This is a genomic window from Vibrio cincinnatiensis DSM 19608 (genome assembly GCF_900167345.1).
In the GTDB taxonomy this organism is placed as follows: Bacteria; Pseudomonadota; Gammaproteobacteria; order Enterobacterales; family Vibrionaceae; genus Vibrio; species Vibrio cincinnatiensis.
The window spans coordinates 37,967-64,596 of record NZ_FUXB01000011.1; the positions used below are offsets into that span (position 1 = coordinate 37,967).

The window sequence follows — 26,630 nt, forward strand, 5'->3', positions numbered from 1 at the left end:
TCAATAAATAAGCAACCTTTTCTCTAGCAAATATCTTCAGGTTACTTGCCTTAAAAATTAAGTTACTATTCAACCCATTGTCCGAATTCAAGCATTAGGAGGAAGCGATGGCCGAGCAAATTGAGTTTGACCAAGCTCACAACACCCTCCAAGAAATTACTGAAGCCCTAGAAAATGGCCGATTCGTCCATGTCCGTCGTCAATTACAGGATATGGAACCGGAAGATATTGCTCATCTGTTAGAAGCTTCCCCCCGCAAAGCCCGTGATGTGCTATGGCAACTGACCGATCCTGAAGACTACGGTGAGATCCTTGAGGAACTCAACGAAGATGTCAAAGATGCGCTCGTATCAAAAATGGCCCCCGAGACATTGGTTGAAGCAACGGAAGGGATGGACAGTGATGATGTTGCCTATGTTTTGCGAAGCTTACCCGATGACTTATCCCGTGAAGTGCTGTCACAAATGGATGCGGCAGAGCGGCTACGCGTTGAAATGGCACTCTCCTACCCAGAAGACACTGCGGGTGGATTAATGAATACCGATGTCATCACGATTCGTGGTGATGTCGATGTCGATGTGGTATTACGCTACCTTCGAATGAAAGGTCAACTGCCTTATGCCACAGATGCTTTATATGTGATAGATGCAGAAAGTAAGTTGATCGGTTACTTACCCTTATCGACCTTGATTACTACCCAACCCGATATTCCCGTCAGCGAAGTGATGGAGGATGCCGATGAAGCGATCAAAGTCGATGCCAAAGACTCTGACGTGGCAAGCCTGTTTGAGCGGCGTAACTGGGTTTCTGCTCCTGTGGTTGATGAAAACCAGCACCTTGTCGGACGTATTACTATTGATGATGTGGTTGACGTCATTCGAGAAGATGCCGAACACTCAATGATGAGTATGGCGGGGATGAATGATGATGAAGATACCTTTGCCCCAGTGGTCAAATCAGCACGTAAGCGCAGTGTTTGGCTAGGGGCTAATGTCCTTGCCGCCTTAACAGCCGCGTCAGTGTCTAATATGTTCGAAGCCACACTCGAACAAATGGCCGCGATTGCCATCTTAATGACCATCGTACCTTCAATGGGTGGTGTAGCCGGTAACCAAACGGTGGCCTTGGTCATTCGTGGCTTAGCACTGGGGCATATCGGTGACAGTAACAAACGGGAACTTCTGCTAAAAGAAGCGGCGATTGGCTTTCTCAATGGTATTCTTTGGGCATTGATCATTGGCGCAATTGTAGTGGTTTGGAAAGGGGAATGGCTGTTAGGGGGCATTATTTCTGCCGCAATGATGACCAACCTCTTTATTGCGGGTGTTGCAGGAGTCACTATCCCAGTGATTCTCAAAAAGATGAATATTGATCCCGCACTGGCAGGCGGAATGGCCTTAACCACCGTCACGGATGTGGTTGGATTATCGGTTTTCTTAGGCTTAGCGACCTTATTGATTTAACTTTTCTGCTTTGCTTCTTGCCGTTTTCCCCAATAAAAAGCGCTGAGTCATTCAGCGCTTTTTTGTACTCTTACATCGACAAGGATTACTCTCCGGCCACTTTCATTGATTCAATCAACATGGAGCCGGTTTGGATTTGAGAACGGGTTTCCACATCATGACCCACAGCGAGGATTTGGTTAAACATGGTTTTTAAATTTCCAGCAATGGTCACCCCAGAGACGGGATATTGAATCTGTCCATTTTCAATCCAGAACCCCGAGGCTCCACGAGAATAGTCGCCCGTCACGGTATTAACCCCTTGCCCCATCACTTCCGTCACCAATAACCCGCGATCCATCGTTTTGAGTAACTGTTCAAAATTTTGTCCGCTACTTTTCACAAACCAGTTATGAATACCTCCAGCGTGGCCAGTTGGCTGCATCTTCATTTTACGAGCGGCATAACTGGTTAGTAAGTAACTCTCAAGCACGCCGTTGGTAATAATTTCACGATCTAAGGTTTGCACCCCTTCGCTATCAAATGGGCTGGAAGCCAAACCACGCAATATATGGGGGCGCTCACTGATGTTAAACCAGTCAGGTAAAATTTGCTGTCCAAGATGATCAAGCAAAAAGGAGGATTTTCGGTACAAATTGCCACCGCTGATCGCCACGACTAAATGCCCCATCAAGCCGGTCGCCACATCCGCAGCAAACATCACTGGGTACTGCCCTGTTTTTAGCTGCTGAGCATCTAAACGTTGGGCGGTTTTTTCTGCCGCTTGTCGCCCAACCTGTTCTGGGGTCCATAAATCATCGCTATGGCGTGCAACGGTATAACTGTAGTCCCGCTCCATCTCACCATTTTGCCCTTCACCAATCACACAGCAGCTGATGCTATGACGGCTAGACGCATAGCTCGCCAATAAACCATGGCTGTTGCCATACACTTTAACACCATAATGGCTATCATAACTGGCACCGTCGCTTTGCTTGATTTTACTGCTGTAGTTTAGCGCTTCTCGCTCTGCGGCAATGGCAATCGTAGCCGCACGATCAGGGTTCGGTTCATCAGGATGAAACAGATCCAGATCGGGAATAGTCTGCACCATTAACTCTTTCGGTGCGGGTCCGGCATAAGGGTCTTCAGAAGTATAATGAGCAATATCTAACGCGGCTAGCACGGTTTGCTGAATCGCTTTTTCACTCAAATCAGAAGTGGATGCGCTCCCTTTGCGCTGACCTCGATAAACCGTAATACCTAACGCGCCATCACTGTTAAATTCGACATTTTCAACCTCACACATCCGAGTTGATACACTGAGTCCAGTGCTTTTACTAATAGCAACTTCGGCGGCATCAGCTTGAGCTGACGCCATATCAAGGGCTTTGGCTACCGCCGCTTCCAATTCACGGCTCTGCATCGCTACTTGCTGTCTTATATCCATCTCTCATCCAACTAATTGAGCTTTTATGCTCGTAGGATAACAAGAATTTCGCTTTCTCCCCACGATTCTTGCTAAAATAGCCAAGATAAATAACTTATTAGTGAAGACTATGGCGCGTAAAAACCAAAAAGCTCCTTGGGAAGAGGAAGAAGAAATCATCTGGGTTAGTAAAACCGAGTTGAAAAATGACATGATTGAGCTGCAAAAGCTCGGGGAAGAGCTGGTTGATTTAAAACCATCAGCACTACAAAAAATCCCGATGCCGGAAGATTTGCTGGATGCGATTAAAGATGCTCAGCGTTTCAAAAATGAAGCTCGTCGTCGCCAATTGCAATACATTGGCCGAGTCATGCGCAATATTGATCCGGAGCCGATTCAAGCCGCATTAGATAAACTGCGTAATAAACATTCGCAGTCAACCGCGGTCCTGCATAAGCTAGAACAGTGGCGTGATCGTATTGTAGACGATGGCGACAGTGCGATTGAAGAATTGATACAGCAATATCCCAACGCTGATCGTCAGCGGCTACGTCAGTTAGCCCGTCAAGCAAGTAAAGAGAAAACGGCAGGAAAAGCCCCGAAAGCCTCACGAGAAATTTTCCAAATGCTCAAAACACTCAATGATGAAGCAATCTGATTCATCATTGAGTACGGAATGATTGAGGGTTGGGCTCAACAACAAATACACACCAAGCGATCGTGCTCAACCTCGCTTGGTGAGGTATCGCTCAACCTTTTTTCATCATAAATGTGAAAATTCGTTAACTACCCGCTCGAATAAACTCGGCAAAAGCAGGATGGTTTTGTGGCTCAGGCAAGGCAGAAACCTCTCCGACGACTTCCACTTTCCCTTGATCCATAAAAGCAAAATGGCTGGCAATGGTTTTGGCGTCATTCAAATGGTGTGTCACCATCAACACCGTAATTTTTCGCGCTTGAGCCAGCGATTTCACGAGTTGTAACATTTCTTCTCTCAGCAGCGGATCTAACGCGGAGAAAGGCTCATCCAACAACCAGATAGGATGAGACTGAACAAAACAGCGAGCCAAGGCCACACGTTGTCGCTGCCCACCTGAAAGCTGTTCCGGTAACCGATCAAGAAATGATTCAATACCGACTTGCTGGGCCGCCCATTGCACTTGATTTTTCTGCTGCGCATTCAATTTCAGCCCAGGATGCAGCCCCAGTGCAATATTCTCTCTCACGGACAAATGACTAAATAGATTATGTTCCTGAAATAGCATAGAGAAAGGACGCTGATAAGGCGCTTTAGCCAATATGGACTGGCCATCAACCCATATGTCACCACTCTGTGGGGCAATAAATCCAGCCAACAAACTTAATAGGGTCGATTTCCCCGCCCCACTCGGCCCCATTAAGGCAATAATACAGCCTCGTTCAACCTGTAAATCAAACGAAAACCAGGCTTGTTGATACTGATAAGTTAGCTGATTAATCACTAACATGACGAACCTTTGTGATGCCGATGAAATAGACGCTCAACCCCATAATAAATACCGACGCTAAGCACGAGTAAAGCTAAAGAGACCACCGCCGCAGCCGGCATCTGATAACTGCCCAGTAACTGATAGAGATAAAGAGGCAAGGTGGTCAATTGCTGGCTACCGAATAATGCGATGGCACTGAGATCGCCCATCGATAATAAGAAGCTAATTGATAAAGCATGCGCAAACGGTTTTTGTAGTGCCCGCCATTCAATGAGCCTTATCCTTGCCCAGCCGCGAATACCTAAGCTGGCACATAAAAATTGGTATCGCTGCTCAAGATGTAGCATGGGTTGAGCCAAGGTTTTGATGACATAAGGAAGAGCCATTAAGCTATTGACCGCCACCACTAACCAGTAGGCCATACTAAAAACATCCATGACTTGTCGAAGTAATAAGAAAAGCCCGGTACTAATCACTAACCCCGGAGTCACCAGAATAATAGCGCCAACCAGTTCGATACCATTGGCTTTTGCTGGTTGACAACGTATTCGCCAATGACGGCTGGTCAGCACAATCACGCAACCAACAGCAACCGCAATGCTTCCCGCTAAGCTGGCAATCTGTAAGGAAGCCATCACGGCCGACCAAAACTCTTGGCGACCTAATAGAGTAAAGAGTTGAGCGTTCAGCCCACTGATGATCACCATCAACAAAGGGGGTAAAACCAATAGCAGCACCATTCCAATCCAGAATCCATCCCAAAGCTGGCTACGGATAGTCTCTCGCCCCCATTGATTCAGTTCTCCCATATGCCCTTGGCTAGCGGGTAATGGGCGTGCAAAGCACTGCATCGTAAGATAAAGCAAAGCGCATAACACCATTTGCCATAAGGCTAGCAAAGCTCCGGTAGCTAAATCAAATTCAAACTTAATCGCCTGATAGATAGCCAGTTCAATCGTGGTCGATTTCGGCCCGCCCCCCAGTGCCATGACGGTGGCAAAGCTAGTAAAGCAAAGCATAAAAACTAAACTGCCGACCTGAGGAAGCTGCTGACGTAAGCGAGGCCACTCAACCCATTTAAATTTTTGCCATTGGCTCATCCCCAAATGGGCACACAACTTATGTTGTTCAACTGGAATGCCTTCTAAACTTTGCAACAAAAGGCGGCTGGCATAAGGCAGGTTGAAAAACACATGGGCCAGTAAAATGCCATTTAAACCATAAATGGAGAAAGGTAATGGTTGTTGCCACTGGCTAAGCAGCTTGGCCAATAATCCGCTATTACCATAAATCGCCAATAAGCCAAACACCCCAACCAACACGGGTAAGACTAAGGTCATGGCAAACAGTTTTAGTAGCAGATCTCGTCCTTTGAATCGCCGACGATGCAAAGCATGAGCAACAGGGATCGCCAACCCAACGCTGATCAAGGTAGACAGTAACGCTTGATAAAAACTAAACCAAGTAACATGACGAAAATAGGCATCACGCCAGATTTCTTCAAACGCTAATGAAGGAGAATGCCAGAATAGAGCGCCAAGGGTGCCAGCAATAAAGAGAGCGACCAAACTCGCTAACACGATCCCCCATTTCGGGGCTGCTGTCTTCATATCCAGTTAAAATGTTAAAGCATGTTGCCATTCACGAATCCAACTCCGTCGCTGTTTAGCGACTTCTTGATCCGCAAAAGAGAGGGCTTTACTCGGAATCGATAAATTTGTATAGCCTTCAGGAAGAGGAACGTCGGTTACGGGATACATCCAGTTTGTGGTGGGGATCACCGACTGAAAATCATCGCTCAAAATAAACTGCATAAAGGCATCCGCCAATGCCGGATTTGGGCTACTGGTGACTTTGGCTGCCACTTCAATCTGCATATAGTGTCCTTCTGTAAAATCAGCGGTGGCATAGCGCTGATCACTTTCGGCTATCGCATGATAAGCCGGAGACGTAGTATACGAAAGCACCATATCCGCCTCCCCTTTTAAAAACATCGAGTAGGACTCAGACCAGCCTTTTGTCACCGTGACCGTCTTATTCGCCAACTGTTTCCATGCCTCACTGGCTTTATCACCATACACAGACTTCATCCACAGCAGTAATCCTTGCCCCGGTGTTGACGTGCGTGGATCTTGGTAAATAATCTTAATGTCGGAGCGTTTTTCCACTAATTCACGTAGGCTAGTCGGTGGATTTAACAGTTTTTCTCGATTATAGACAAAAGCAAAATAACCATAGTCATAAGGAATAAACGTCTTATCACTCCAGCCGTTAGGTAGCTGTATCGCGGAGGTATTGACTTGATGCTCGGTCAATAATCCCGTTTTGTTAGCTTCAGCCATCAAGTTATTGTCTAACCCCAATACGACATCAGCTTGGCTATTACGCCCCTCAAGGCGTAAGCGGTTGAGAATGGAGACGCCATCATCCAATGCGACAAAGTTAAGCTGACAATCACATTGCGCTTCAAAAGCTTGTTTAATAGCGGGTCCCGGCCCCCAATCCGCCACAAATGAGTCATAAGTGTAAACGGTTAAGGTTTCGTTACCTGCCCATGCCAGTGATGAGCAAAATAGGCTAGCAACAACAGCAGAAGTAAGTTGGTTATTCAAGGCTTGCGCTCCTTAGTGAGCGGCACAGGCTTGAGAGAGAATGGATAAATGCCTCATTCTGCTCAATTCCTACGCCAGCATTATCTGGTTCAGGTGTTTAACCACACAAGGTGTGACTAATGCGGGTCCCAAGCTTGGCTTGATCTCAGCGCCATCACTTTTCGCAATGGTAAGCTCCCCGATGAGTGAAGAAGATTGTAATAGTAAATGAATAAAGAAGCTACTTACGGACGTTGATCATAACCCCAACGAGGCACAAGCCCTTGCTCAATACCTAAGTGATCCAAAATACGTGCAACCATAAAATCAACCAAGTCCTCAATCGAGGTTGGCTGATGATAAAATCCCGGCGCAGCCGGCATGATGGTGACCCCCAGTTGTGACAACTTATGCATATTTTCTAAATGCAGTGTTGAGAATGGCGTTTCACGGACCACCAACAAGAGCTGACCGCGCTCTTTGATCACCACATCGGCAGCACGCTCAATCAAGTTGTCTGACATGCCATGCGCGATGGCAGCGACACTCCCCGCCGAGCATGGGCACACCACCATCTGTTTTGGTGCGGCCGAACCGGATGCCACAGGAGAAAACCACTCTTCTTTACCACACACCACTAACTGATTAGGGTCACAATCAAAAAACGCCACTAATTGCTGCTTGGCCGCATCAGGCTGACTCGCCAATTGCAAACCATGCTCGGTCGCCAGCACCACACGAGCCGCTGAGGAAATCAGTAAGTAAACCGTGTAATCCGCTGCCAGCAAACACTCTAAAAGACGCAGCCCATAAGGCGCACCAGAAGCCCCTGTCCAAGCCAATGTGATGGCTTGTTTCTGTTTGGTTAATTGTGCCATGAAATCGCAACCTTTTATTTTTGCTGAGCGTGCTCACGCAGCGTTGCCAACAGCTTGCTATGAATACCACCAAACCCACCGTTACTCATCACTAAAATATGATCGCCGGGCTGCGCTTCTGCACAAATTTTGCTCACCAATTCGTCCAATTGATCGGAAGTATAAGCCGGAGCTTGACATTGCTTAGCGACGTCAGCCACTGACCACCCAATATTGTCCGGTTGATAAAGGTAAACCGAATCGGCTTGCTGTAAGGAAGCAGCTAACGTGGTTTTGTGTACCCCTAATTTCATGGTTGCAGAACGTGGCTCTAACACCGCGATAATTTTCTGTTTGCCAACTTTGTTTCGTAGCCCACCTAAGGTCAGTTCAATCGCCGTTGGGTGGTGAGCGAAATCATCATAAACCGTCACCCCATTTTCTTGGCCTTTCAGCTCTAAGCGGCGCTTCGTATTAATGAAACTGGCCAAGGCTTGGCAAGCTAAATCAGGCGTTACCCCGACATGTCGCGCCGCGGCAATCGCCATGAGGGCATTATTAACATTATGGTCGCCAATCAGCTCCCAATTGACATCCCCTACCGCTTCTCCATGAAAATGAACCGTAAAGCGAGAACCTTCCGGATTGTGCTTTTCGGCCTGCCATTCACCGTGTTGACCCGTAAACTCCGTTTCACTCCAGCAACCTCGAGTTAAAACATCGGCTAAAGCATCATCTTGTTTAGGTAGCAACAAACGTCCATTCCCCGGCACCGTTCGCACCAAATGGTGGAATTGTCGCTTGATCGCTTCCAGATCATCAAAGATATCCGCATGATCAAACTCTAAATTATTCATCACCAAGGTCCGAGGATGGTAGTGAACAAACTTAGAACGCTTATCAAAAAAAGCACTGTCATATTCATCAGCTTCCACCACGAAAAACATGCTTTCACCTAATCGTGCTGACAGGCCAAAATTCCCCAATACCCCGCCCACCAAAAAACCGGGCTGATAGCCACAATGTTCAAGAATCCAAGCCAACATGCTGGATGTGGTGGTTTTACCATGAGTACCTGCCACAGCCAGTACCCACCGGTCCTGAAGTAAGAAATCATGTAACCACTGAGGGCCAGAGGTATAACGAAGATTATGATTCAGCACATATTCCACACAAGGATTACCGCGACTCATCGCATTGCCTATCACCACTAAATCCGGTTTGGGATCTAATTGCGCCGGGTCAAACCCTTCAATAATGTCGATCCCTTGGGTTTGTAACATTGTGCTCATCGGGGGGTAAACATTCGCATCACTGCCCGTCACCTTATGACCAAGCTGGCGGGCCAACATCGCCACGCCGCCCATAAAAGTGCCACAAATCCCCAAAATATGAATGTGCATCAAGCTAGCCTCATGAATGCTGTGTTTTCTACTGATCATTATCCTGATTCAAGCCATAAAAGCGAGTATCGAAAATCAGCGTAATGTAATTTTAAAATAGTCGACAACCAAATTGAGATCTCAGTCGGTTAGTTTATTACTCGTAAAAAGATATAAGCCCTAAAATCGTCGCTAGGCGCGAGTGAATACAATTCCGATACCAAACCCATATCCATCACCGCGTTCATTATCCCCCCATGACAATAAGTGTTAAGGAAATTACATGTCAAAGATGCGCACCCTTGGTGAGTTTATCGTTGAGAAACAACATGACTTCCCCCATGCAAGTGGTGAACTTTCCTCTCTGCTTGCTTCTATTCGCTTGGCCGCAAAAATCGTTAACCGTGAAATCAATAAAGCGGGACTAGCAGATATTACCGGTGCTTCAGGTAAAGATAATATTCAAGGAGAAGAACAGCAAAAGCTCGACCTCTATGCGAATGATAAATTCAAAGCCGCCTTAGAGGCACGCGATCAAGTCTGCGGCGTAGCAAGTGAAGAAGAAGATGAGGCCGTAGCCTTTAATAAAGATCTCAACCAAAATGCAAAATATGTCGTACTTATGGATCCGTTAGATGGTTCCTCCAACATCGATGTGAATGTTTCGGTGGGAACCATCTTTTCCATCTACCGTCGAATTTCCCCTGTAGGAGCCCCACCTACGGCTGAAGATTTTTTACAACCCGGTCATAAACAAGTAGCGGCTGGGTATGTTATCTACGGCTCTTCAACCATGCTGGTCTACACAACAGGGAATGGGGTGAATGGGTTTACTTACGACCCTTCTATCGGTTCATTCTGTTTATCTCATGAAAATATGCGTATCCCAGAGCAAGGGAAAATTTACTCCATTAACGAAGGAAACTATATTCGCTTTCCAACTGGTGTAAAAAAATACATCAAATACTGCCAAGAAAGCGTCCCTGAAGAGAACCGCCCTTATACCTCACGCTATATTGGTTCTTTGGTGGCAGACTTTCACCGTAACCTACTCAAAGGCGGTATTTACCTTTATCCAAGCACACAGAGCCACCCAAATGGGAAATTACGTTTGCTGTATGAATGTAACCCGATGGCATTTTTAATTGAACAAGCAGGTGGCTTAGCCTCTGATGGTGTTCATCGTATTCTTGATATCAAACCAACCGAACTGCACCAAAGAGTGCCATTTTTTGTTGGATCAAAAGCCATGGTTGAGAAAGTCGAAAGCTTCCTCGCCAACCATCCTGATGAATAACGTTATTCCCATATTTTGCATCCCTGCAAATGGTTAAAACATTCCCCAACACGATCACTTAGATAGGGTTGGGGAATCGATCTCTCTCATCCATTTATGGACACTCTCTGCCAACATCCTCTTGGGGATCGGCATATTTACAGGTAAACTTTGCCCTTTATTGTGTATCGGTTTTGCACCTTTACTCAGTTTGCATAATAATTAATGACGTTTTTTGAAGTCCGGTTAACAAAAAGGAAACCTTAATGAGTTTAAATCATGTGCCAGCAGGCAAATCACTGCCTGACGATATCTATGTTGTGATTGAAATCCCAGCCAATGCTGATCCTATCAAATACGAAGTCGATAAAGACTCTGGCGCGGTATTTGTTGACCGCTTCATGTCAGCACCTATGTTTTACCCATGCAACTACGGCTATGTGAACCATACTCTATCGTTAGATGGTGATCCTGTGGATGTTCTTGTGCCAACCCCATTCCCACTGATGCCAGGTTCGGTCATTCGTTGCCGCCCTGTGGGTGTGTTGAAAATGACGGATGAGTCGGGTGAAGATGCGAAAGTAATCGCGGTTCCACATTCAAAACTCTCCAAAGAATATGACCACATCCAAGATATCAATGATGTGCCAGAGCTGCTTAAAGCACAAATTACTCACTTCTTTGAACATTATAAAGAATTAGAAAGTGGTAAATGGGTAAAAGTAGACGGTTGGGAAGATGCGGCCTCTGCCCGTGCTGAAATTTTGTCTTCTTACGAGCGTGCTCAGAAGAAATAGACTGTCACTGGTTAAAGATAAACAGCCAACTCGAAAATGTTGGCTGTTTTATTTCTCACCTTTAAAACTTAAATACGCTGACACCAATCTCCTGACTCAATCACAGCCGTGAGTCGGCTCACATCTTGATAGATATATATCCAAGCTAGGCCATAAGGGGTATCAAGGCTTTCCCGCCGATATTCCACGGGGACATCTTCCAGAATATCGAGTTTCGCCAAGGTTGAATCATCAACCTGATAGACTTCACCATGAATCGATTGATGTCCAGCACTCAAACCAGGGTAAGGCCCTAGATCATGCAACGCGTATTCGGGAGGGGTAACCCAGGATCCCAATAGTGGGCTTTCTTCTAAATAATGATGATTCGCCTCTCCTTGGCGTAAAGTGCCATAAACAAAAACAAGGTGCATGGCTTCTCTCCTTAGTTAAATTCGAACCGGTAAAGTATATCAATTGCACTATCGACACCTGAAACCGCTTCGAGATAGAGATCTTTCATCAAGCGATAACGCACAGTAAACTCACCGACTGAATTGAAAATCCCCACGCCATATTTCACCTGTAAACCTGGTAAAATATACCCACTGACTGTGACCTGAGAATCATCACCAGAACCGGCGGTATCGAGTTGTAAATCTTGAACGCCAAGGCCCTCACCAATTTTTCCGACCACCTTGCCACTCTGAGCTAAGCTTAGCCCAATCAGTGTGGTTGTCATGGCGTTTCCACCGGCTTCACCATCAATGTCTTGGCCTCGTAATAGATAAGACAGTGCATTGGCTTGAGGCATCACCGGTTCAGAGAAAATAGAGACGGCCGGCTCATCCGCTGAACCGGTCACTTGTACACCAGCAATAACATCGTCTTGTGTATTGTCTGGATTACGGATCGCTTTGATTGATAAATAAGGTTGATCCACCGGCCCATTCATTAAAATTTTGCCTTCTTGAATCAATAAGTCTTGTCCAAATGAACGATATTGCCCTTTGAGAATATTCACTTCCCCAACAATAAATGGGCCTTGATCTTTTTGGGTCACATTAAGTCGGCCAATGAGCTCCCCCTGAAGACCAAACGCACTAAGCCGAACATCATCACCAATCATAATCGTGACTTCCGTTTCAACCCGTAACGGAAGCGGCGTTGACTCATCAATAGGGATCAAATCTCGACTTAACAAGACTTGATCTTTCGATACCTCAACTGCACTGGGAGGAAGCTCTTCTACAGTAATTCTTCCCCATGGTAGGGAAATAGATCCCGTAATATTGGCTTTTTCTGGTTGCATTGCCAAGGTAAGATCGGGAACCACTTTCATCTTTACCATCGGTGGTAAATCCACCATTAACGATTCCGCAGCAACATGGCTATTTACCCGCCAATCATCTAAATCTAGCCAGTCAGCATCACCGGTAATATTCAAAGTCCCATCGGCAGTCTCAATCCCAGCATTCAGCACCGCTTGATAGCCAGTAAAGTCGATAGTCAATTGGCCGGAATGAATTTCTAATGGCGAAATGTCTCCCGTTAGTGCCATCTCATGAATAGCGAACTGTCCGAATGCTTGAGGGTGTAACAAATTACCTTGTACGGTTAAATCCGCAGTAATGGTCGATTTTGCTTGGCTGTACTCCCCAATCAACGGAGCAAGAAAATCAATATTCAATGGCGTCAGTTTAATCGCTGCTTCTAATTGCTTCTCATCTTGCGTCACATCCGGAATAAGGAGTTGTCCGGAAAGATCGCCATTGTCTGTCATGTTCAACTGCCAATCTGCATTCAGCCTATTGTTAGCAAGCTGAGCATGGATCACGATATTATCCCATCCGAGGATGACCGGCTGGTCTAAAGTTTGCTGGACTTCTCCTGACGGCAATTGCACAGAAAGATCAATCTGAGGTGGCGATTCTGGGGACCATTTTGCCCAAAGGTGGGCATTCAATTCACCTCGGAGCTGGGTGTCTTGTGGAAGAAAACCCGCCATTTGTTGGAAGGCAAACTGCGTGATCGCCAGATCCACTTCGCCTTGTTCACCTAAGGTGACTTCTTTAGTTAAACATAAGGAGGATGCACCTTGTAACCAGCAGTGAGGTGCAATAGTCACTGCTGGTTGATCCAGATCAGCATGAATGTCTGTCGCTTGATTCAGTACCCAGCGCCCTTGTTCAGAAAGCACATCCATACGTTCCAACTGCCCTTGCCAAATAAGGCGAGGTGAATCGTCTAACCGTCCTTGAACCGCAAGATGAGTCGCTGCGAGTTCCGATTCAACCGCTAAGGTCAGTTGATGTTTTTTCTGCTCTCCTGCCAGGGTAAGTACAATATGATCAATAGTTTGATCTTGATACCCAATACCATCGACGGTCAGGCGAAAATTGCCATTCGGCACAGGCATAGGGACAACTTCACCCACAACATTCATCTGCTGGATGGTGACTTGTTCTTGCCAAGCCAGTTTATTGGCCTGCAATGCTAAACGAACATTCGGCTCAGTAAACGCACCTCGCAAAACAATATCGCCTTGAACCTGACCAAAAAGATCCGGTACCGTTTTATCCAGCTCCTTTAAATTTAAAGCAATATTCATTCGCCAGTCTTTGTCCAAACGCCCTTTTGCTGTAATAGCATTTGGACCATGGGCCAGAGTTAACCCTGATGTACTCATCCGAAATTCACCACGACCCACTACATCATCTGCGGTCAATTGCCCTTTAATATCGAGTGGATAACCACGTATTTCCCCCTGAATATCTAACAGGGGCAAATCGACTTTCCATCCCCCCTGAGGCGTCAACTGACCCGATGTTTCTAACTGACCACTCACTCTTCCTTGTATATCTGGCCACTGAATCTCTGGCTGGATCTCGCGCATCTTCAGTGTGGCTTGCCAATGAACAAGATCCGCCCAGTCAACCATGGCCTGACCTTGAATCTCACCACCTAGGGTGTTTAATTTCAATTGATGTAAAATCAACTGGGTCAGCGATCCTTCCCCTTGTAAGGTCACCGCTTGATCAGGGATATCTTGACCTGAAAATTCACTTTGCAATTCAAGTTGGTAGTGTTCCAATGAACCTTTGGCTGCCATATGAGGCGCAACAATAAAATATTCCCCATCGCCATTGATTGGCCACTGAGCATCCAATTGTTCAATCCGTACATCAAAGGGAAGCTCGGTTTTCAAAGGCTCTATGCGTGCCGCTATTGTCGCTGTTGCTCGACCTGCCAATTGGGCATTTAATGAAAGATCAGCCACACTACCTGTGGCTTGTAATTGTAAGGTTTGCCCCTTGACCTCATCCAGTTTCAGTAATGAGCTCAAAGTTAAATTTAGAGGATAATCGCCTTTTAAGGTGGCTTTTGCCGATAAACTCGCTTCGAGTTCCGGCATATCTAATTCAAGGCTTTTAATATTCACCTCAGACTGAGATGCCTGCGCTTGCAATGCCAAACGATGAATGCGTATTGGCGTTGCTTGCTGAAGCGTAAAATCATTCAATTCAAAACGGCTCAATTCTACTCGTAAAGGAATGATCACCTCAGGTAAAGAAATCGGCGCATGTTCGGTATCTGACGCATGACGGCTTTGCGTTTCAGAAGCGCTCTCCACCAGCGCCACTCGCACCCCCTTCCATCGTGTTGGATCAATTCTCAACCGATTATTTTGTAGCGAGGCCCCTGTTGAAAAATGTTGCCACGCAATACGGTTGCCTACGAGATTAAGATCAATATTCTCCAGCGTTAAACGCCCCAGTTTGATGGGAATTGGACTAGAAAAATGAGTGATGGGGTCAGAAGGTTCTACGTCGGTATCCTCACTCGCTTCTGGCCATTGTGGCAAATTAACCGCCAAGCCAGAAATGACGACATCATTAATACAGACCATAGGCTCTAGCAAACAGTTAACATTCAAAGCGAGCGTTAACTTTTCCAGTTTTACATTCAAAGCTAAATCTTCATCATTGAATGCCACGCCATGTAAAGTAAAACGTGGAAATAAAGCGCCTTCTGTTTCGTGAACTGACAATTCAGGTAATGCTTTTTTTACCCCCCAAAGCACGGTATTTAAGCCCTGATTCGTAAAGAGTATGCCTGCCACGGCTAAAAGCAGCACAATCACTATTCCGGCTAGGCTGGCCGAAAACCATTTTATACACGTCATTACCCGCTTGATCATAATTCAGGCCCTAACGTGAAGTGAATTTTAAACTGGTCACCGGGATCAGAATCAAGCCCCCAAGCAAAATCAAGTCGCAGTGGTCCTACTGGTGAAATCCAACGAATACCAAAGCCTGCCCCTGTTTTCCAATCGGGGGTATCGTTAAAAGCATCACCATAATCCACAAATAAAGCTCCCCACCAATTCCCGGTTAAACGATATTGATATTCCAATGAACTGGTCGCCATATATTTAGCCCCAGTTAATGAATCACTCGCATCACGAGGAGAAATCGACTGGTAGCTATAACCTCGGAGGTTATTATCGCCCCCAGCAAAAAAGCGTAAAGAAGGAGAGAGTTTGGAAAAGTCTTCCGCAAAGTTAGCTCCACCATCAATCCTAGCCAACCCACGGTGGTTATTACCTAGGCTCCTTAACCACGAACTTCCTGCTTGAACTCGCGTCACTCGAGTTTCAGAAACAAACGCGGGATCACCATATTCAAGCGTGATGGTTTGTTTATCTCCCCAAGTCAGTAAAGAGCGGTTCATTCGAGTTCGAGTTCGGGTATAAGTGACCCCAGGTAAAACAAATTGAGCAGTATCATCAAGCAAACCTTGCTCATAATTTTCAATCAAATAACGAATGAATACGGTGCGATGCCACCCTGAATCCAGTAACCAATGTCGCTCTAGTGATAAGTTCGACTCAAGGCTTTTTGTATCTCGGCTGTCTACATGTTTCATCCCGTATTGAATGCGGTAATACTGATGCAAAACATCCTCTAGCGGAATTTTATAACCTGCCGTAATACTCTGTTCTGGATTTGAAATGGAAAAACTACTGTCAAAACTGTGGCCTAAGTCATTGACCCATGGTTTTTTCCACTTCAAAGACCCTCGAACCCCCACATCCGTCGAATAACCAATACCGGTTTCCAACTGATTACGAGCTTTAGGCGCTAAAGAAACCACCATCGGTAATTCACGCTGTCCCGGATCAAGTTGACTGATATCGGGTTTCACAAATACAGAAGAAAACCAATCGGTGTTGGCTAAATTAAGGTTGAACTCTCCGACTTGAGAAACGAGGTAGGGATCACCTTGCTTAAAGGGTTGTAGGGAGCGAACTCGAACTTCTTCTATTTGACTACCGTTGATTTCCGTAGCACCAAAATGGTAACGAATACCGCTATCAAAATGTAAACGCACAAAAGCCTGATAGAGATCCGGAGCCACTTCTAATCGACTCACTTGATAATTACCATCAAAATAGCCTTTTTGTAGCGATAAATTACGTAAGGAAGATTTCAAGCTGTCATAGTGGCTATGATTAAGTGGCTCTCCAACCGAAAGTCCACTACGCTGGATTAAACGCGCAAAATCCTCATCTTGCTCCGCTTCCCCAACAATCACAATGTCCACTTCAGCCAAGCGAACCACCTCACCGGGGTCGACGGTAATCGTCATCGCTTTATCTGGTTCTGTCACCTGAAAAGTAAAATATGGGTGATAGTACCCAAGCGCATTGAGCGCTTCGGTCATCATCTTTTCTAAACGAGACTGAAAACGGAGTTGTGTGGAATAATCCGCATCGGGAATCGACGATAGATAAGCATCGACATTGTCTTTAACCTCTCCCTTTAACCCATTAATGGTGACATTCACTTTGGCTAAAGTCATGGAAGAAAAAAACAAGGTTATCAACAATGTTGGTAATAGAATGTGTCTCATGCGGAATTAATCGGCGTCACTCGCAGTTAGCGTTTACTGGTTCAGAATCATACCGTCAATAAACGTGGAAGTCTGTATGAGAATTATCAATTTATCGTTCCTTTTTCTCAACACCGCCGACAGATAAGCGATGGCATTAAGCATGAAAGCGCTCTATGTTAAAGCCGGAATGCGAATTGTTGATATACCACTTAGGCTATCACTATTTGCTATCATTGATGAACAATCACAGTGAGAGAGATAAAAGCATGTTCAAACAAGATCACGCTATCGATACCACACAAGCTTCACCCAATACCACTATACCGACTCAATTAGAAGATAAACATTTTGTCACCTCAGTACCGCTCACCTATCAACCCAATGCGGATGAAGAACAGATTTTACTGGGAATGGGATGCTTCTGGGGAGCTGAACGCCTGTTTTGGCAACAAGAAGGCATTATCTCAACCTCTGTCGGCTACTCTGGTGGTCATACTCCCAACCCAACTTATGAGGAAGTATGCTCTGGGCAAACAGGGCATGCAGAAGTGGTTCGAGTGGTATACCAACCTCAATTAATCCCCCTCGAGGCACTGCTTAAGCTCTTCTGGGAAAACCACGATCCCACTCAAGGTATGCGTCAAGGCAATGATCACGGCACTCAGTACCGTTCTGCTATTTACACCTATTCATCCGTTCAACAAGCTATCGCTGAACATAGCCTTGCTTGTTATCAAACCGCATTGAAGCAGCATCAGCAAGGCAAAATTACCACCGAAATTATCCCCGCAGGGCCTTACTATTATGCAGAAAGCTATCACCAACAATATCTTGCCAAAAACCCAGGTGGATACTGTGGTTTAGGGGGAACTGGCATCTGCTTTTTCGCTAATAAAGTCGATAAACCTTTATGATATGAGGTGATTTCCATCTAAGCAGAGGCACAATAATGAGCGTGTTCTATACTTGGACTCACGCTGATTGATCGATAAATCGTCGTCAAAATAGGCGGCTTTTTGCTGAGTTAATCACGAAAGACACTTTCACCTTTCGATTCAATAACACGGATAGATAATGATGATAAAAAAAATATTCTTGGCTCTCGCTTTAACCTGCTCTCCTTTCCTCGCTTTTTCACATAACTTACAACTTGGTCACCCCCTCCCTTCCATTGAGGTAAAAAGTGACGGTGAAGTGATGCTTAAGGGCAGTCAAACCAGCTTTACAACATGGAGCAGTGATCAGCTGATTGGAAAAGTACGAGTGATTCAGGCGCTGGCTGGACGCAGTAGCGCCAAAGAAATGAATGCAGCACTGATGAGCGCTCTTACCGCAGCCCAATTCCCTGAGCAGCACTACCAGACAACCTCCATCATCAATCAAAATGATGCGATATGGGGAACCCGATCTTTTGTAAAATCATCTGCACAAGAAAGTAAAAAAACGTTTCCTTGGTCATCCATCGTACTCGACAGTTCTGGCGTTGTTGCACAGCACTGGGCGCTACCAGAAAAATCTTCCACGATCATCGTGTTAGATAAACAAGGGCTGGTTTTGTTTATCAAAGAAGGGGCATTGAATGAAGCGGAGATCAATCAAGTACTGGCGCTCATCCGTGAACACCTAACTTAATCATCACAGATTACCTTCACTCTTTCCTTGCTTGCCTACAGGATTGTTATATTATAACAATCCTGTTTTTCTCAACGGTGTATCATGAAGCTGAGCCTACAACCTTTACGTCTCAAAACTCAGACAACCGCTTTCGTGGCTGTCTTGTTGAGTTTATGGCTAAATGTGGCTTCGCTCGCCCATCAAATGGATTTCGACCCCATCCATCATGAGCATCACCACTGCCAGTTATTTTCAAGCATTCACCATGGGCTTAGCCATGTTATGGTTGAACCGCCCGTTTGGCCAACCCATTACTCGAGCCCATCGTTTGTTCACCCATTTTCTATCGCATTGGTTCAGTTGGCTTATTTAGCCCGTTCTCCTCCATCATTTCACCTTCCACGTTAACAAAGATTTCTCCCTATATCGGAACGTTTTACTTATTTTATTATGATGGAATTAATGACTATGCTTACCAAACCTTTACTCGTTTTAAGTATTTCAGCCGCGATATCGACTTCGGCTTTCGCTCAAGATTTTCGCCAACACGATGCCCATGTCCATGGTCATGTTGAGTTCAATATCGCGCAAGATGGACACGATTTACTGATTGAAGTGACGGCTCCCGGCGCTGATGTGGTGGGTTTTGAACACGCTCCACACACAGAGCAAGAAACACAAAAGCTGAGCCGTGCGATAGAAACCCTAGAACAGGCTAATGCTTTATTTGCCCTAACACCACAAGCAAACTGCCAACTAGAGGAAGCTCAGGTTACCCACACACTCGGAGAGCATCAGGATCACCAGCATAAAGGCCATGATCATGAGCATCATCACGAGCATGAACATGAACATGAACATGAACATCATCACGACCACGACCACGACCACGACCACGACCACGACCACGACCACGACCACGACCACGACCACGACCACGACCACGACCACGACCACAAGCATGGTGAATTTACCGCCCAATACCACTATCATTGTGACCATATTTCTGAACTTCGTCACATAGATCACCAATGGTTTAACTTATTCCCTAGTACAGAAAAAATAAGTGTCAACCTGTTAACAGAACAAGCTCAAACCTCATTAGAGCTAACACCCAAGCAGACTCGTATTTCACTCTAATGCTCATTTGGGTAAGTGATCACTTACCCATTTTTCTCTAAAAAAGGAACCGTGATGAACGCTACCTTTACTCACTCGACATCTCCTATCATTGAGCTGAAACAGGTGCAATTTCAGTGGCCAAATAATCCACAATTAACCTTAGATATTGAAGAGCTCTCGGTGGTAACAGGAGAACACCTGTTTATTAAAGGGCCCAGTGGCTGTGGTAAATCAACGTTATTAAGCTTGCTGACAGGAATACAAGTAGCAAGCCAAGGTAAAGTCAGCTTACTTGGACAGGATTTGGCACAATTGAAATCTGGCGAACGTGACCGCTTTCGAGCTGATCATATTGGTTATATTTTCCAGCAATTTAATCTATTGCCTTATCTCTCTGTGATTGAAAATGTCACATTGCCTTGTCAATTTTCATCCCAACGTCGAAAAAACCTCTCAGGCGCTCTCTCCAGCCGTGCAATAGAACTGCTCACTCAATTGCATTTACCGGAGTCACTATTACATCAACCGGTGGTGGAATTAAGTATCGGCCAACAACAGCGAGTCGCTGCGGCTCGTGCTCTAATCGGTGAACCCGCTTTACTCATTGCCGATGAACCCACTTCCGCCTTAGACCACGATAACCGTACCGCTTTTATTGAGCTTTTATTAGAAGAAGCCAGCCGTGTGGGATCGACACTCGTATTTGTTAGCCATGACCCAACATTAGAAAAACTGTTTAACCGTAGTGTGTACTTACCCTCTTTAAATCGTGTACGAGGTATCCAATGGGTGTAATCGGCAATTTAGCGTGGAAAAGCCTACTTAATCGAAAAACGACGGCCTTATTAACCGTATTAACCGTGGCTATTTCTGTTATCCTTTTAATGGGGGTCGAACGCATTCGAACACAAGCAAAAAACAGCTTTGCAAATACCATATCAGGAACAGATCTCATTGTCGGAGGCCGATCAGGCCAAGTTAACCTACTGCTTTATTCCGTTTTTCGCATTGGTAATGCCACCAATAATATTGATTGGAAAAGCTACCAAGAATTCAGCCAACACCCATCGGTAAAATGGGCGATTCCAATCTCCTTAGGCGACTCCCACAGAGGCTTTCGTGTGATGGGTACCAACCACAGCTACTTTGAGCATTTTCGCTATGGAAGTAAGCAACCACTTACTTTTTCTCAAGGTTCTCCTTTTTCTGGGTTATTTGATGTCGTTCTGGGTTCTGATGTAGCGAAACAACTGGGCTATCAGTTAGGCACTGAACTGATTATTGCCCATGGGATCAATGATGTGGGGTTCAGTCGTCACGATAATTTACCCTTTACCGTAGTTGGCATCCTTGCTCCTACCGGTACTCCTGTAGATAAAACCCTCCATGTTTCTCTGCAAGCTATCGAAGCTATCCATGTTGGCTGGGAGTCAGGAGCAAACTTAGGACATAACCCAAGCAGGGAGCAATTAGAGCAACGCGAGTTTGACCCCCAACAAATTACCGCGATGTTTATTGGTCTGCGCTCTAAAATTCAAACTTTTGCTTTGCAAAGGCAGATCAATCAATATCGAGATGAACCGCTCAGTGCTATTTTACCCGGCGTGGCACTACACGAGCTCTGGAGTATGATGTCCATCGCCGAACAAGCCTTGATGGCCGTCTCTATTTTTGTCGTCATCGCTGGCTTACTCGGAATGCTCAGCAGCTTATTAACCAGCTTGCAAGAACGGCGAAGAGAAATGTCTATTTTACGAGCAATGGGAGCACAACCTAAGCATGTTTTTGCTTTGCTTATCAGTGAGGCAAGTGTACTCACCTTTTTCGGTATTTTAACGGGAGTGGTGGGTTTATATGCTCTGATCGCTTTTGCCAGCCCCATCGTGGCCAGCCAATATGGTATCCAATTATCACTGCAGTCACTCACGGCTTATGAGTGGCAGCTACTCGGCTATGTGCAAACAGCAGGGACCATGATAGGCTTTATTCCTGCCCTGCGAGCTTACCGTCAATCACTGAGTGATGGTATGACCATTCGACTTTAGGAGATATTGATGAATAAAGGGTTACTCAGCCTAACCTTGGCTATACTGGTCCTATTTATACCCAGTGTTTACAGTAATGATGAAGTGCTAAAACTCGATTGGATTGACCTCATTCCTGAAAATGAACGTCATCTACTGGATCAATTGGGTATGCCGATGGTTGACCACACAACAAGCTTACCAGCTCAACAGACGCAAGTCGGCAGCGTGCGTTCAGAACTCAATGGCAGTAAAGTAAAAATACCGGGCTTTGTGATTCCTTTGGAAGGGGATGAAAATAATGTCACCGAATTTTTACTGGTTCCCTACTTTGGGGCCTGCATTCATGTTCCACCCCCTCCCCCCAATCAAATTATTTATGTGAAATTCCCTCAAGGAGCGCCAATACAACAGTTATGGGATGTCGTCTATGTTATCGGGACACTAAAAACTGAAATCGTGAGTGTGGATCTTGCAGAAACGGGATATCTAATAGAAGGGGAAGCGCTTGCTGATTACGATGATATGTAACGAGATGTTACAATAATGTTCACCTATCGATCCATATTCTTTATATCAAATACTTGGCAAGATAACTCAATATTCCCAAGTAAAAAATAAATAATATGGTGGTCGATAGGTACTTAAACCAGCGATTTTCTTTATTGTACTTCATGATTACCCCACAAAAGACGATAACAATTTTAACAAGTTATTATCATTTTTAATAGCGTAAATTTGTGCACTAACACTAAGAGTTTCACTAGTCCCACAGAGCAATCCACGGTACATTTTGATACATTGTTCAAATGGTAAGATTTGGTAAGACATGGCCGAGCTAAAATCCTCAGTCGTGATTGAACACCCAACCACGACTGAATCTCATAAAGAAAAAAAATCCAATTATCTCAAAGATAGCGCCAGCCGTATCTCTACGATTGCTCGGCAACATGGGCTTGATGCCTTATTACTCTCTGAAGCCCCAAAGAAAACCCCATTAGATCGAGCTTTGAAACGCGAACGAGATCGTAAAGAGCAACGACAGAAAAATTTAGAACAGATCATTCACCTTGCTCACGTTTCATGCAATAACGAAACAGCAGGAGATCCCGATCAAGATTGGCTATACCGTTTCTTCGATATGGCGCAAGATATTCATAACTCTTCTATGCAGCGTCTTTGGGCTCAAGTACTCAAGCGGGAAGTGACCAATCCCGGCTTCACCTCCATGAAAGCACTAGCCATACTGCAAAACATGACACCGAAAGAAGCGCAAATCTTGCAACGAGCCGCCACGCTCGCTTGTAGTTTTGGTAGTGATACCAGCTTAAAACTGTTGTTTGGGCTAAAAATGCATAATAGCCTTTTTAGTCTAGGGAAAAGAAACTCGACCATCACACTGAATATTGGCAGCCACCAACTGCCTTACTCCAGCTTGCTTGTGTTAATTGAACTCGGTTTACTATATGCAACCGAGTTGGAATCTGGAGAAATTGAGCTCGACCCACCACTAAGCCTCAGCTATCAAAATAAGCATCTGCTCCTGAATGCCACCTCAAAAGGAGTGCATTTACTTTATTACCGCTTTAGTCCCACAGGCAATGAGTTATGTCGATTACTCGGTAATAAGCCCAATATGAATTACTACGATCAACTGATCGCTTTGCTCAGTCAGAAGTTTGTTGTGCATACCGATACCAACAGTACCATTCATCATACCGTCTAAATGAAAAAAACCAGCGATGAACGCTGGTTTTAGCCTATCGGCTGTTTATGATTTGCTAAGGTGGATAATGCCTCGCTCATGCAAATGATCTAAGCACTGTTCCACTAAAGCGGTCACCGAGGCCTCCCCCGCTGGTAAGTCGATCTCTGCGGCCAGTGGCGCTTCATAGACAGAGTCGATACCCGTAAAGTGGCTTATCTCACCTGCACGCGCTTTTTTATATAAGCCTTTAGGATCACGCTGCTCACAAACCGACAATTGAGTATTTACATAGACTTCAAGGAACTCATCGCTTGGAAAGAGATCCCGTACCTGTTGCCGCTCCTCTCGATGAGGCGAAATAAATGCGGTTAATACAATCAATCCGGCATCAGCCATCAGTTTGGCTAACTCACCAATACGACGAATATTCTCTCGTCGATCTTGCTCCGAAAAGCCTAAATCACCGCATAAACCATGACGGACATTGTCTCCATCCAACAAGTAGGTATGGTAGCCCAACTGAGCTAATCGACTTTCCAAAGCACCAGCAATGGTCGACTTCCCCGCGCCAGACAGCCCAGTAAACCACAATACCGCAGGGCGCTGATTTTTCAGTTGTGCTCGATAGGCTTTATCCACCTCATGTGTGTGCCAAACAATATTTTCTTTCACTGAGCTCATAACCTTCCCTTCAATATCGAGAGATCACGGGCATCCCAATGCGGGAAATGTTTACGGATCAAAGCATTGAGTTCTAGCTCAAAGGCTGAGATAGAGGGTTCATCTGCTTGTGGGGCGGCGAGAGATTCACGAACCAGCCCAGCGCCAACAGTGACATTGGTTAAGCGATCGATAATGATAAAGCCACCAGTATCGGCACAATCTAAATAACGATCTAAGGCAATGGCTTGATGGAACGTCCACTCACAAAGACCAATGCCATTCAGTGGTAATGTTTCACTCTCAAAAGTCGAGAGGTGATTAATATCGTATTGATGACGAACAAACTCCACTCGCCCAACCGTTTTCTTGCCTGCAATTTTAATGTCGTATTCACGCCCAGCTTGTAAGGGCTGCTCTGTCATCCACACCACATCCGCCAGTAAACGCTGCGTACTTTGCAAATTCGTCTCCGCCAACACCAGCAAATCACCGCGGCTGATATCAATTTCGTCCGTCAGGGTTAAGGTTACCGCTAAACCCGCTTCGGCTTGCGGCAAATCCCCATCAAAAGTCACAATACGGGCGATGGTCGAAGTTTTTCCAGAAGGCAAGACTTTGATCTTATCCCCAACCTTGATCGTCCCTGCGGCAATGGTGCCCGAAAAGCCTCGAAAATCAAGATTAGGGCGATTCACATACTGAACCGGAAAGCGAAACTCACCCCGCCCTTTTTGTTTTTCAATATCCACCGTTTCTAGCAGCTCTAGCAATGAAGGCCCTTGATACCAAGGCATCTGCTGGCTTTTTTCCACCACATTATCACCTTCGAGTGCCGAGATTGGGATAAGTTGAATATCAATATCGCCATGTAAATGCTGAGAAAACTCAGCATACTGCTGATGAATTTCATCAAAGCGCTCTGCCGAATATTCCACCAAATCCATTTTATTCACCGCCACCACAAAGTGTTTGATTCCGAGCAGATTGGCGATAAAAGAGTGACGGCGAGTCTGATCTAAAATGCCTTTACGGGCATCAATCAAAATGATCGCTAAATCACAAGTAGAGGCTCCGGTTGCCATATTGCGAGTGTACTGCTCATGCCCCGGTGTATCGGCAATAATGAATTTACGCTTTTGGGTAGAAAAATAACGATATGCCACATCTATGGTGATGCCTTGTTCGCGTTCAGCTTGTAACCCGTCCACCAACAGAGCGAGATCGGGGCGCTCTCCGGTTGTCCCCACTCGCTGGCTGTCAGAGTGGACCGCCGCTAATTGATCTTCATAAATCTGCTTTGAGTCATGAAGTAAACGACCAATTAAGGTACTTTTTCCATCGTCAACAGAGCCACAGGTTAAAAACCGAAGTAATGATTTATGTTGATGTTGGTTGAGGTATCCTTCAATACCAAGCTCAGCAAGTTGAGCATGCACTGCACTGTTCATTTTCTTTCCTCAAATCCTTAGAAGTAACCTTGGCGTTTTTTCAGTTCCATCGATCCTGATTGATCGTGGTCAATCGCCCTTCCTTGACGCTCACTGGAGGTTGTCACCAGCATCTCTTCAATAATTTCAGGTAGCGTACTGGCTGTGGACTCTATCGCGCCGGTCAGGGGGTAGCAGCCTAATGTGCGAAAGCGAACGCTTTTATGTTGAATTTGTTCGCCCTCTTTTAGCTCCATTCGTTGATCATCAACCATGATCAACATGCCATCTCGTTCCACCACAGGGCGAACCGCCGCTAGGTAAAGCGGTACAATCTCAATATTTTCTAAGTAGATGTATTGCCAAATATCCAGTTCTGTCCAATTAGATAAAGGAAATACTCGGATACTTTCCCCTTTATTGATCTGCCCGTTATAAGTGTGCCATAACTCTGGGCGCTGATTTTTCGGATCCCAAGCGTGGTTTTTATCACGAAAAGAGTAGACGCGTTCTTTGGCACGCGATTTTTCTTCATCACGTCGCGCACCACCAAAAGCGGCATCAAACCCATATTGATTGAGAGCTTGTTTTAACCCTTGCGTTTTCATGATATCGGTATGTTTCGATGAACCATGCACAAAAGGATTAATGCCCATCGCCATGCCTTCTGGGTTCTTATGCACAAGCAATTCAAAACCATATTTTTTCGCGGTGGCATCACGAAAGGCGATCATTTCACGAAATTTCCAATCCGTATCCACATGCAACAGAGGAAAAGGAATTTTTCCCGGATAAAAAGCTTTTCGAGCCAGATGCAGCATGACGGAGGAATCTTTACCAATCGAGTACATCATGACTGGGTTGGCAAATTCTGCCGCGACTTCACGAATGATGTGAATACTTTCTGCTTCAAGCTGTTGTAAATGGGTTAAGCGTTGTTGATCCATGTTGC

At 45.4% G+C, this 26,630-nt stretch carries 24 protein-coding genes; 12 read left to right on the plus strand and 12 right to left on the minus strand.

Annotated features, from left to right (window positions below):
* The first annotated feature begins 107 nt into the window (after nt 1–107).
* Nucleotides 108–1,463 (plus strand): magnesium transporter, encoded by a 1,356-nt coding sequence (gene mgtE / locus B5D54_RS11250; RefSeq protein WP_078926646.1) that lies wholly within the window; start codon nt 108–110, stop codon nt 1,461–1,463.
* Nucleotides 1,464–1,548: 85 nt separating this feature from the next.
* Here the strand turns inward: mgtE and pmbA are convergent, their stop codons facing one another.
* Entirely contained in the window at nt 1,549–2,892 is a 1,344-nt protein-coding gene (gene pmbA / locus B5D54_RS11255; RefSeq protein ID WP_078926647.1) for a metalloprotease PmbA, read from the minus strand.
* Between the two features lie 109 nt (nt 2,893–3,001).
* Here pmbA and yjgA point away from each other — a divergent pair, with 109 nt between their 5' ends.
* Nucleotides 3,002–3,529: a ribosome biogenesis factor YjgA gene (gene yjgA, locus B5D54_RS11260; RefSeq protein WP_078926648.1), complete on the plus strand. Its 528-nt coding sequence runs from the start codon at nt 3,002–3,004 to the stop codon at nt 3,527–3,529.
* A 124-nt stretch (nt 3,530–3,653) separates the two neighbouring features.
* On the opposite strand, the gene thiQ is transcribed toward yjgA, so the two are convergent.
* The 5 genes from thiQ to mpl all read right to left on the minus strand — a co-directional run bounded on the left by thiQ (nt 3,654) and on the right by mpl (nt 9,191).
* Nucleotides 3,654–4,358, minus strand: coding sequence for a thiamine ABC transporter ATP-binding protein (gene thiQ, locus B5D54_RS11265; protein WP_078926649.1), 705 nt, complete (start codon nt 4,356–4,358; stop codon nt 3,654–3,656).
* The gene (gene thiP / locus B5D54_RS11270) at nt 4,352–5,950 is read right to left on the minus strand and encodes a thiamine/thiamine pyrophosphate ABC transporter permease ThiP (protein WP_078926650.1); all 1,599 of its coding nucleotides are present in this window, start codon (nt 5,948–5,950) and stop codon (nt 4,352–4,354) included. The genes thiQ and thiP overlap by 7 nt, the downstream gene beginning before the upstream one ends.
* Nucleotides 5,951–5,956: 6 nt before the next feature.
* Complete coding sequence (thiB, locus tag B5D54_RS11275) at nt 5,957–6,952, minus strand: thiamine ABC transporter substrate binding subunit (protein ID WP_078926651.1); 996 nt, start codon at nt 6,950–6,952, stop codon at nt 5,957–5,959.
* 224 nt (nt 6,953–7,176) lie between these two features.
* Nucleotides 7,177–7,809, minus strand: coding sequence for a flavin prenyltransferase UbiX (locus B5D54_RS11280; RefSeq protein WP_078926652.1), 633 nt, complete (start codon nt 7,807–7,809; stop codon nt 7,177–7,179).
* 14 nt (nt 7,810–7,823) lie between these two features.
* A complete protein-coding gene (mpl, locus tag B5D54_RS11285; protein WP_078926653.1) occupies nt 7,824–9,191 on the minus strand; it encodes a UDP-N-acetylmuramate:L-alanyl-gamma-D-glutamyl-meso-diaminopimelate ligase in 1,368 nt (455 codons plus the stop codon).
* 262 nt (nt 9,192–9,453) lie between these two features.
* Here mpl and fbp point away from each other — a divergent pair, with 262 nt between their 5' ends.
* Together fbp and ppa are read left to right on the plus strand one after the other, a co-directional pair.
* Nucleotides 9,454–10,467 carry a class 1 fructose-bisphosphatase gene (fbp, locus tag B5D54_RS11290; protein ID WP_078926654.1) on the plus strand — a complete coding sequence of 338 codons (1,014 nt, stop codon included), beginning with the start codon at nt 9,454–9,456 and terminating at the stop codon, nt 10,465–10,467.
* A 245-nt stretch (nt 10,468–10,712) separates the two neighbouring features.
* Nucleotides 10,713–11,243, plus strand: coding sequence for an inorganic diphosphatase (gene ppa, locus B5D54_RS11295; protein ID WP_078926655.1), 531 nt, complete (start codon nt 10,713–10,715; stop codon nt 11,241–11,243).
* 68 nt (nt 11,244–11,311) lie between these two features.
* Here ppa and B5D54_RS11300 read toward each other — a convergent pair whose 3' ends face one another.
* The 3 genes from B5D54_RS11300 to tamA are packed head-to-tail and all read right to left on the minus strand — an operon-like array spanning nt 11,312 to nt 17,087.
* On the minus strand, nt 11,312–11,656 hold the full coding sequence (locus tag B5D54_RS11300) for a gamma-glutamylcyclotransferase family protein (protein WP_078926656.1): 345 nt from the start codon (nt 11,654–11,656) through the stop codon (nt 11,312–11,314).
* Between the two features lie 11 nt (nt 11,657–11,667).
* The gene (gene tamB / locus B5D54_RS11305) at nt 11,668–15,423 is read right to left on the minus strand and encodes an autotransporter assembly complex protein TamB (protein ID WP_078926657.1); all 3,756 of its coding nucleotides are present in this window, start codon (nt 15,421–15,423) and stop codon (nt 11,668–11,670) included.
* Nucleotides 15,420–17,087: an autotransporter assembly complex protein TamA gene (gene tamA, locus B5D54_RS11310; RefSeq protein ID WP_407834911.1), complete on the minus strand. Its 1,668-nt coding sequence runs from the start codon at nt 17,085–17,087 to the stop codon at nt 15,420–15,422. The genes tamB and tamA overlap by 4 nt, the downstream gene beginning before the upstream one ends.
* Before the next feature lie 299 nt (nt 17,088–17,386).
* Here tamA and msrA point away from each other — a divergent pair, with 299 nt between their 5' ends.
* The 8 genes from msrA to B5D54_RS11350 all read left to right on the plus strand — a co-directional run bounded on the left by msrA (nt 17,387) and on the right by B5D54_RS11350 (nt 23,606).
* The gene (msrA, locus tag B5D54_RS11315) at nt 17,387–18,034 is read left to right on the plus strand and encodes a peptide-methionine (S)-S-oxide reductase MsrA (protein ID WP_078926659.1); all 648 of its coding nucleotides are present in this window, start codon (nt 17,387–17,389) and stop codon (nt 18,032–18,034) included.
* A 163-nt stretch (nt 18,035–18,197) separates the two neighbouring features.
* Nucleotides 18,198–18,752 (plus strand): YtfJ family protein, encoded by a 555-nt coding sequence (locus B5D54_RS11320; protein ID WP_078926740.1) that lies wholly within the window; start codon nt 18,198–18,200, stop codon nt 18,750–18,752.
* Nucleotides 18,753–18,836: 84 nt separating this feature from the next.
* Nucleotides 18,837–19,142, plus strand: a complete 306-nt coding sequence (locus tag B5D54_RS11325; protein ID WP_078926660.1) for a DUF2607 family protein — start codon at nt 18,837–18,839, stop codon at nt 19,140–19,142.
* 60 nt (nt 19,143–19,202) lie between these two features.
* Nucleotides 19,203–19,874: a zinc uptake protein ZrgA gene (gene zrgA / locus B5D54_RS11330; RefSeq protein ID WP_078926661.1), complete on the plus strand. Its 672-nt coding sequence runs from the start codon at nt 19,203–19,205 to the stop codon at nt 19,872–19,874.
* A gap of 54 nt (nt 19,875–19,928) precedes the next feature.
* Nucleotides 19,929–20,651, plus strand: a complete 723-nt coding sequence (locus B5D54_RS11335) for an ABC transporter ATP-binding protein (RefSeq protein WP_078926662.1) — start codon at nt 19,929–19,931, stop codon at nt 20,649–20,651.
* Nucleotides 20,642–21,901: an ABC transporter permease gene (locus B5D54_RS11340; protein WP_078926663.1), complete on the plus strand. Its 1,260-nt coding sequence runs from the start codon at nt 20,642–20,644 to the stop codon at nt 21,899–21,901. The genes B5D54_RS11335 and B5D54_RS11340 overlap by 10 nt, the downstream gene beginning before the upstream one ends.
* A 9-nt stretch (nt 21,902–21,910) precedes the next feature.
* Entirely contained in the window at nt 21,911–22,411 is a 501-nt protein-coding gene (locus B5D54_RS11345) for a DUF3299 domain-containing protein (RefSeq protein WP_078926664.1), read from the plus strand.
* Nucleotides 22,412–22,709: 298 nt separating this feature from the next.
* Nucleotides 22,710–23,606 (plus strand): TIGR03899 family protein, encoded by an 897-nt coding sequence (locus B5D54_RS11350; protein ID WP_078926665.1) that lies wholly within the window; start codon nt 22,710–22,712, stop codon nt 23,604–23,606.
* A gap of 45 nt (nt 23,607–23,651) precedes the next feature.
* On the opposite strand, the gene cysC is transcribed toward B5D54_RS11350, so the two are convergent.
* The 3 genes from cysC to cysD are packed head-to-tail and all read right to left on the minus strand — an operon-like array spanning nt 23,652 to nt 26,625.
* Complete coding sequence (cysC, locus tag B5D54_RS11355; protein ID WP_078926666.1) at nt 23,652–24,269, minus strand: adenylyl-sulfate kinase; 618 nt, start codon at nt 24,267–24,269, stop codon at nt 23,652–23,654.
* The gene (gene cysN, locus B5D54_RS11360) at nt 24,266–25,699 is read right to left on the minus strand and encodes a sulfate adenylyltransferase subunit CysN (RefSeq protein ID WP_078926667.1); all 1,434 of its coding nucleotides are present in this window, start codon (nt 25,697–25,699) and stop codon (nt 24,266–24,268) included. Before cysN ends, cysC begins: the two co-directional genes overlap by 4 nt.
* A gap of 17 nt (nt 25,700–25,716) precedes the next feature.
* Entirely contained in the window at nt 25,717–26,625 is a 909-nt protein-coding gene (gene cysD, locus B5D54_RS11365; RefSeq protein ID WP_078926668.1) for a sulfate adenylyltransferase subunit CysD, read from the minus strand.
* Nucleotides 26,626–26,630: the final 5 nt, after the last annotated feature.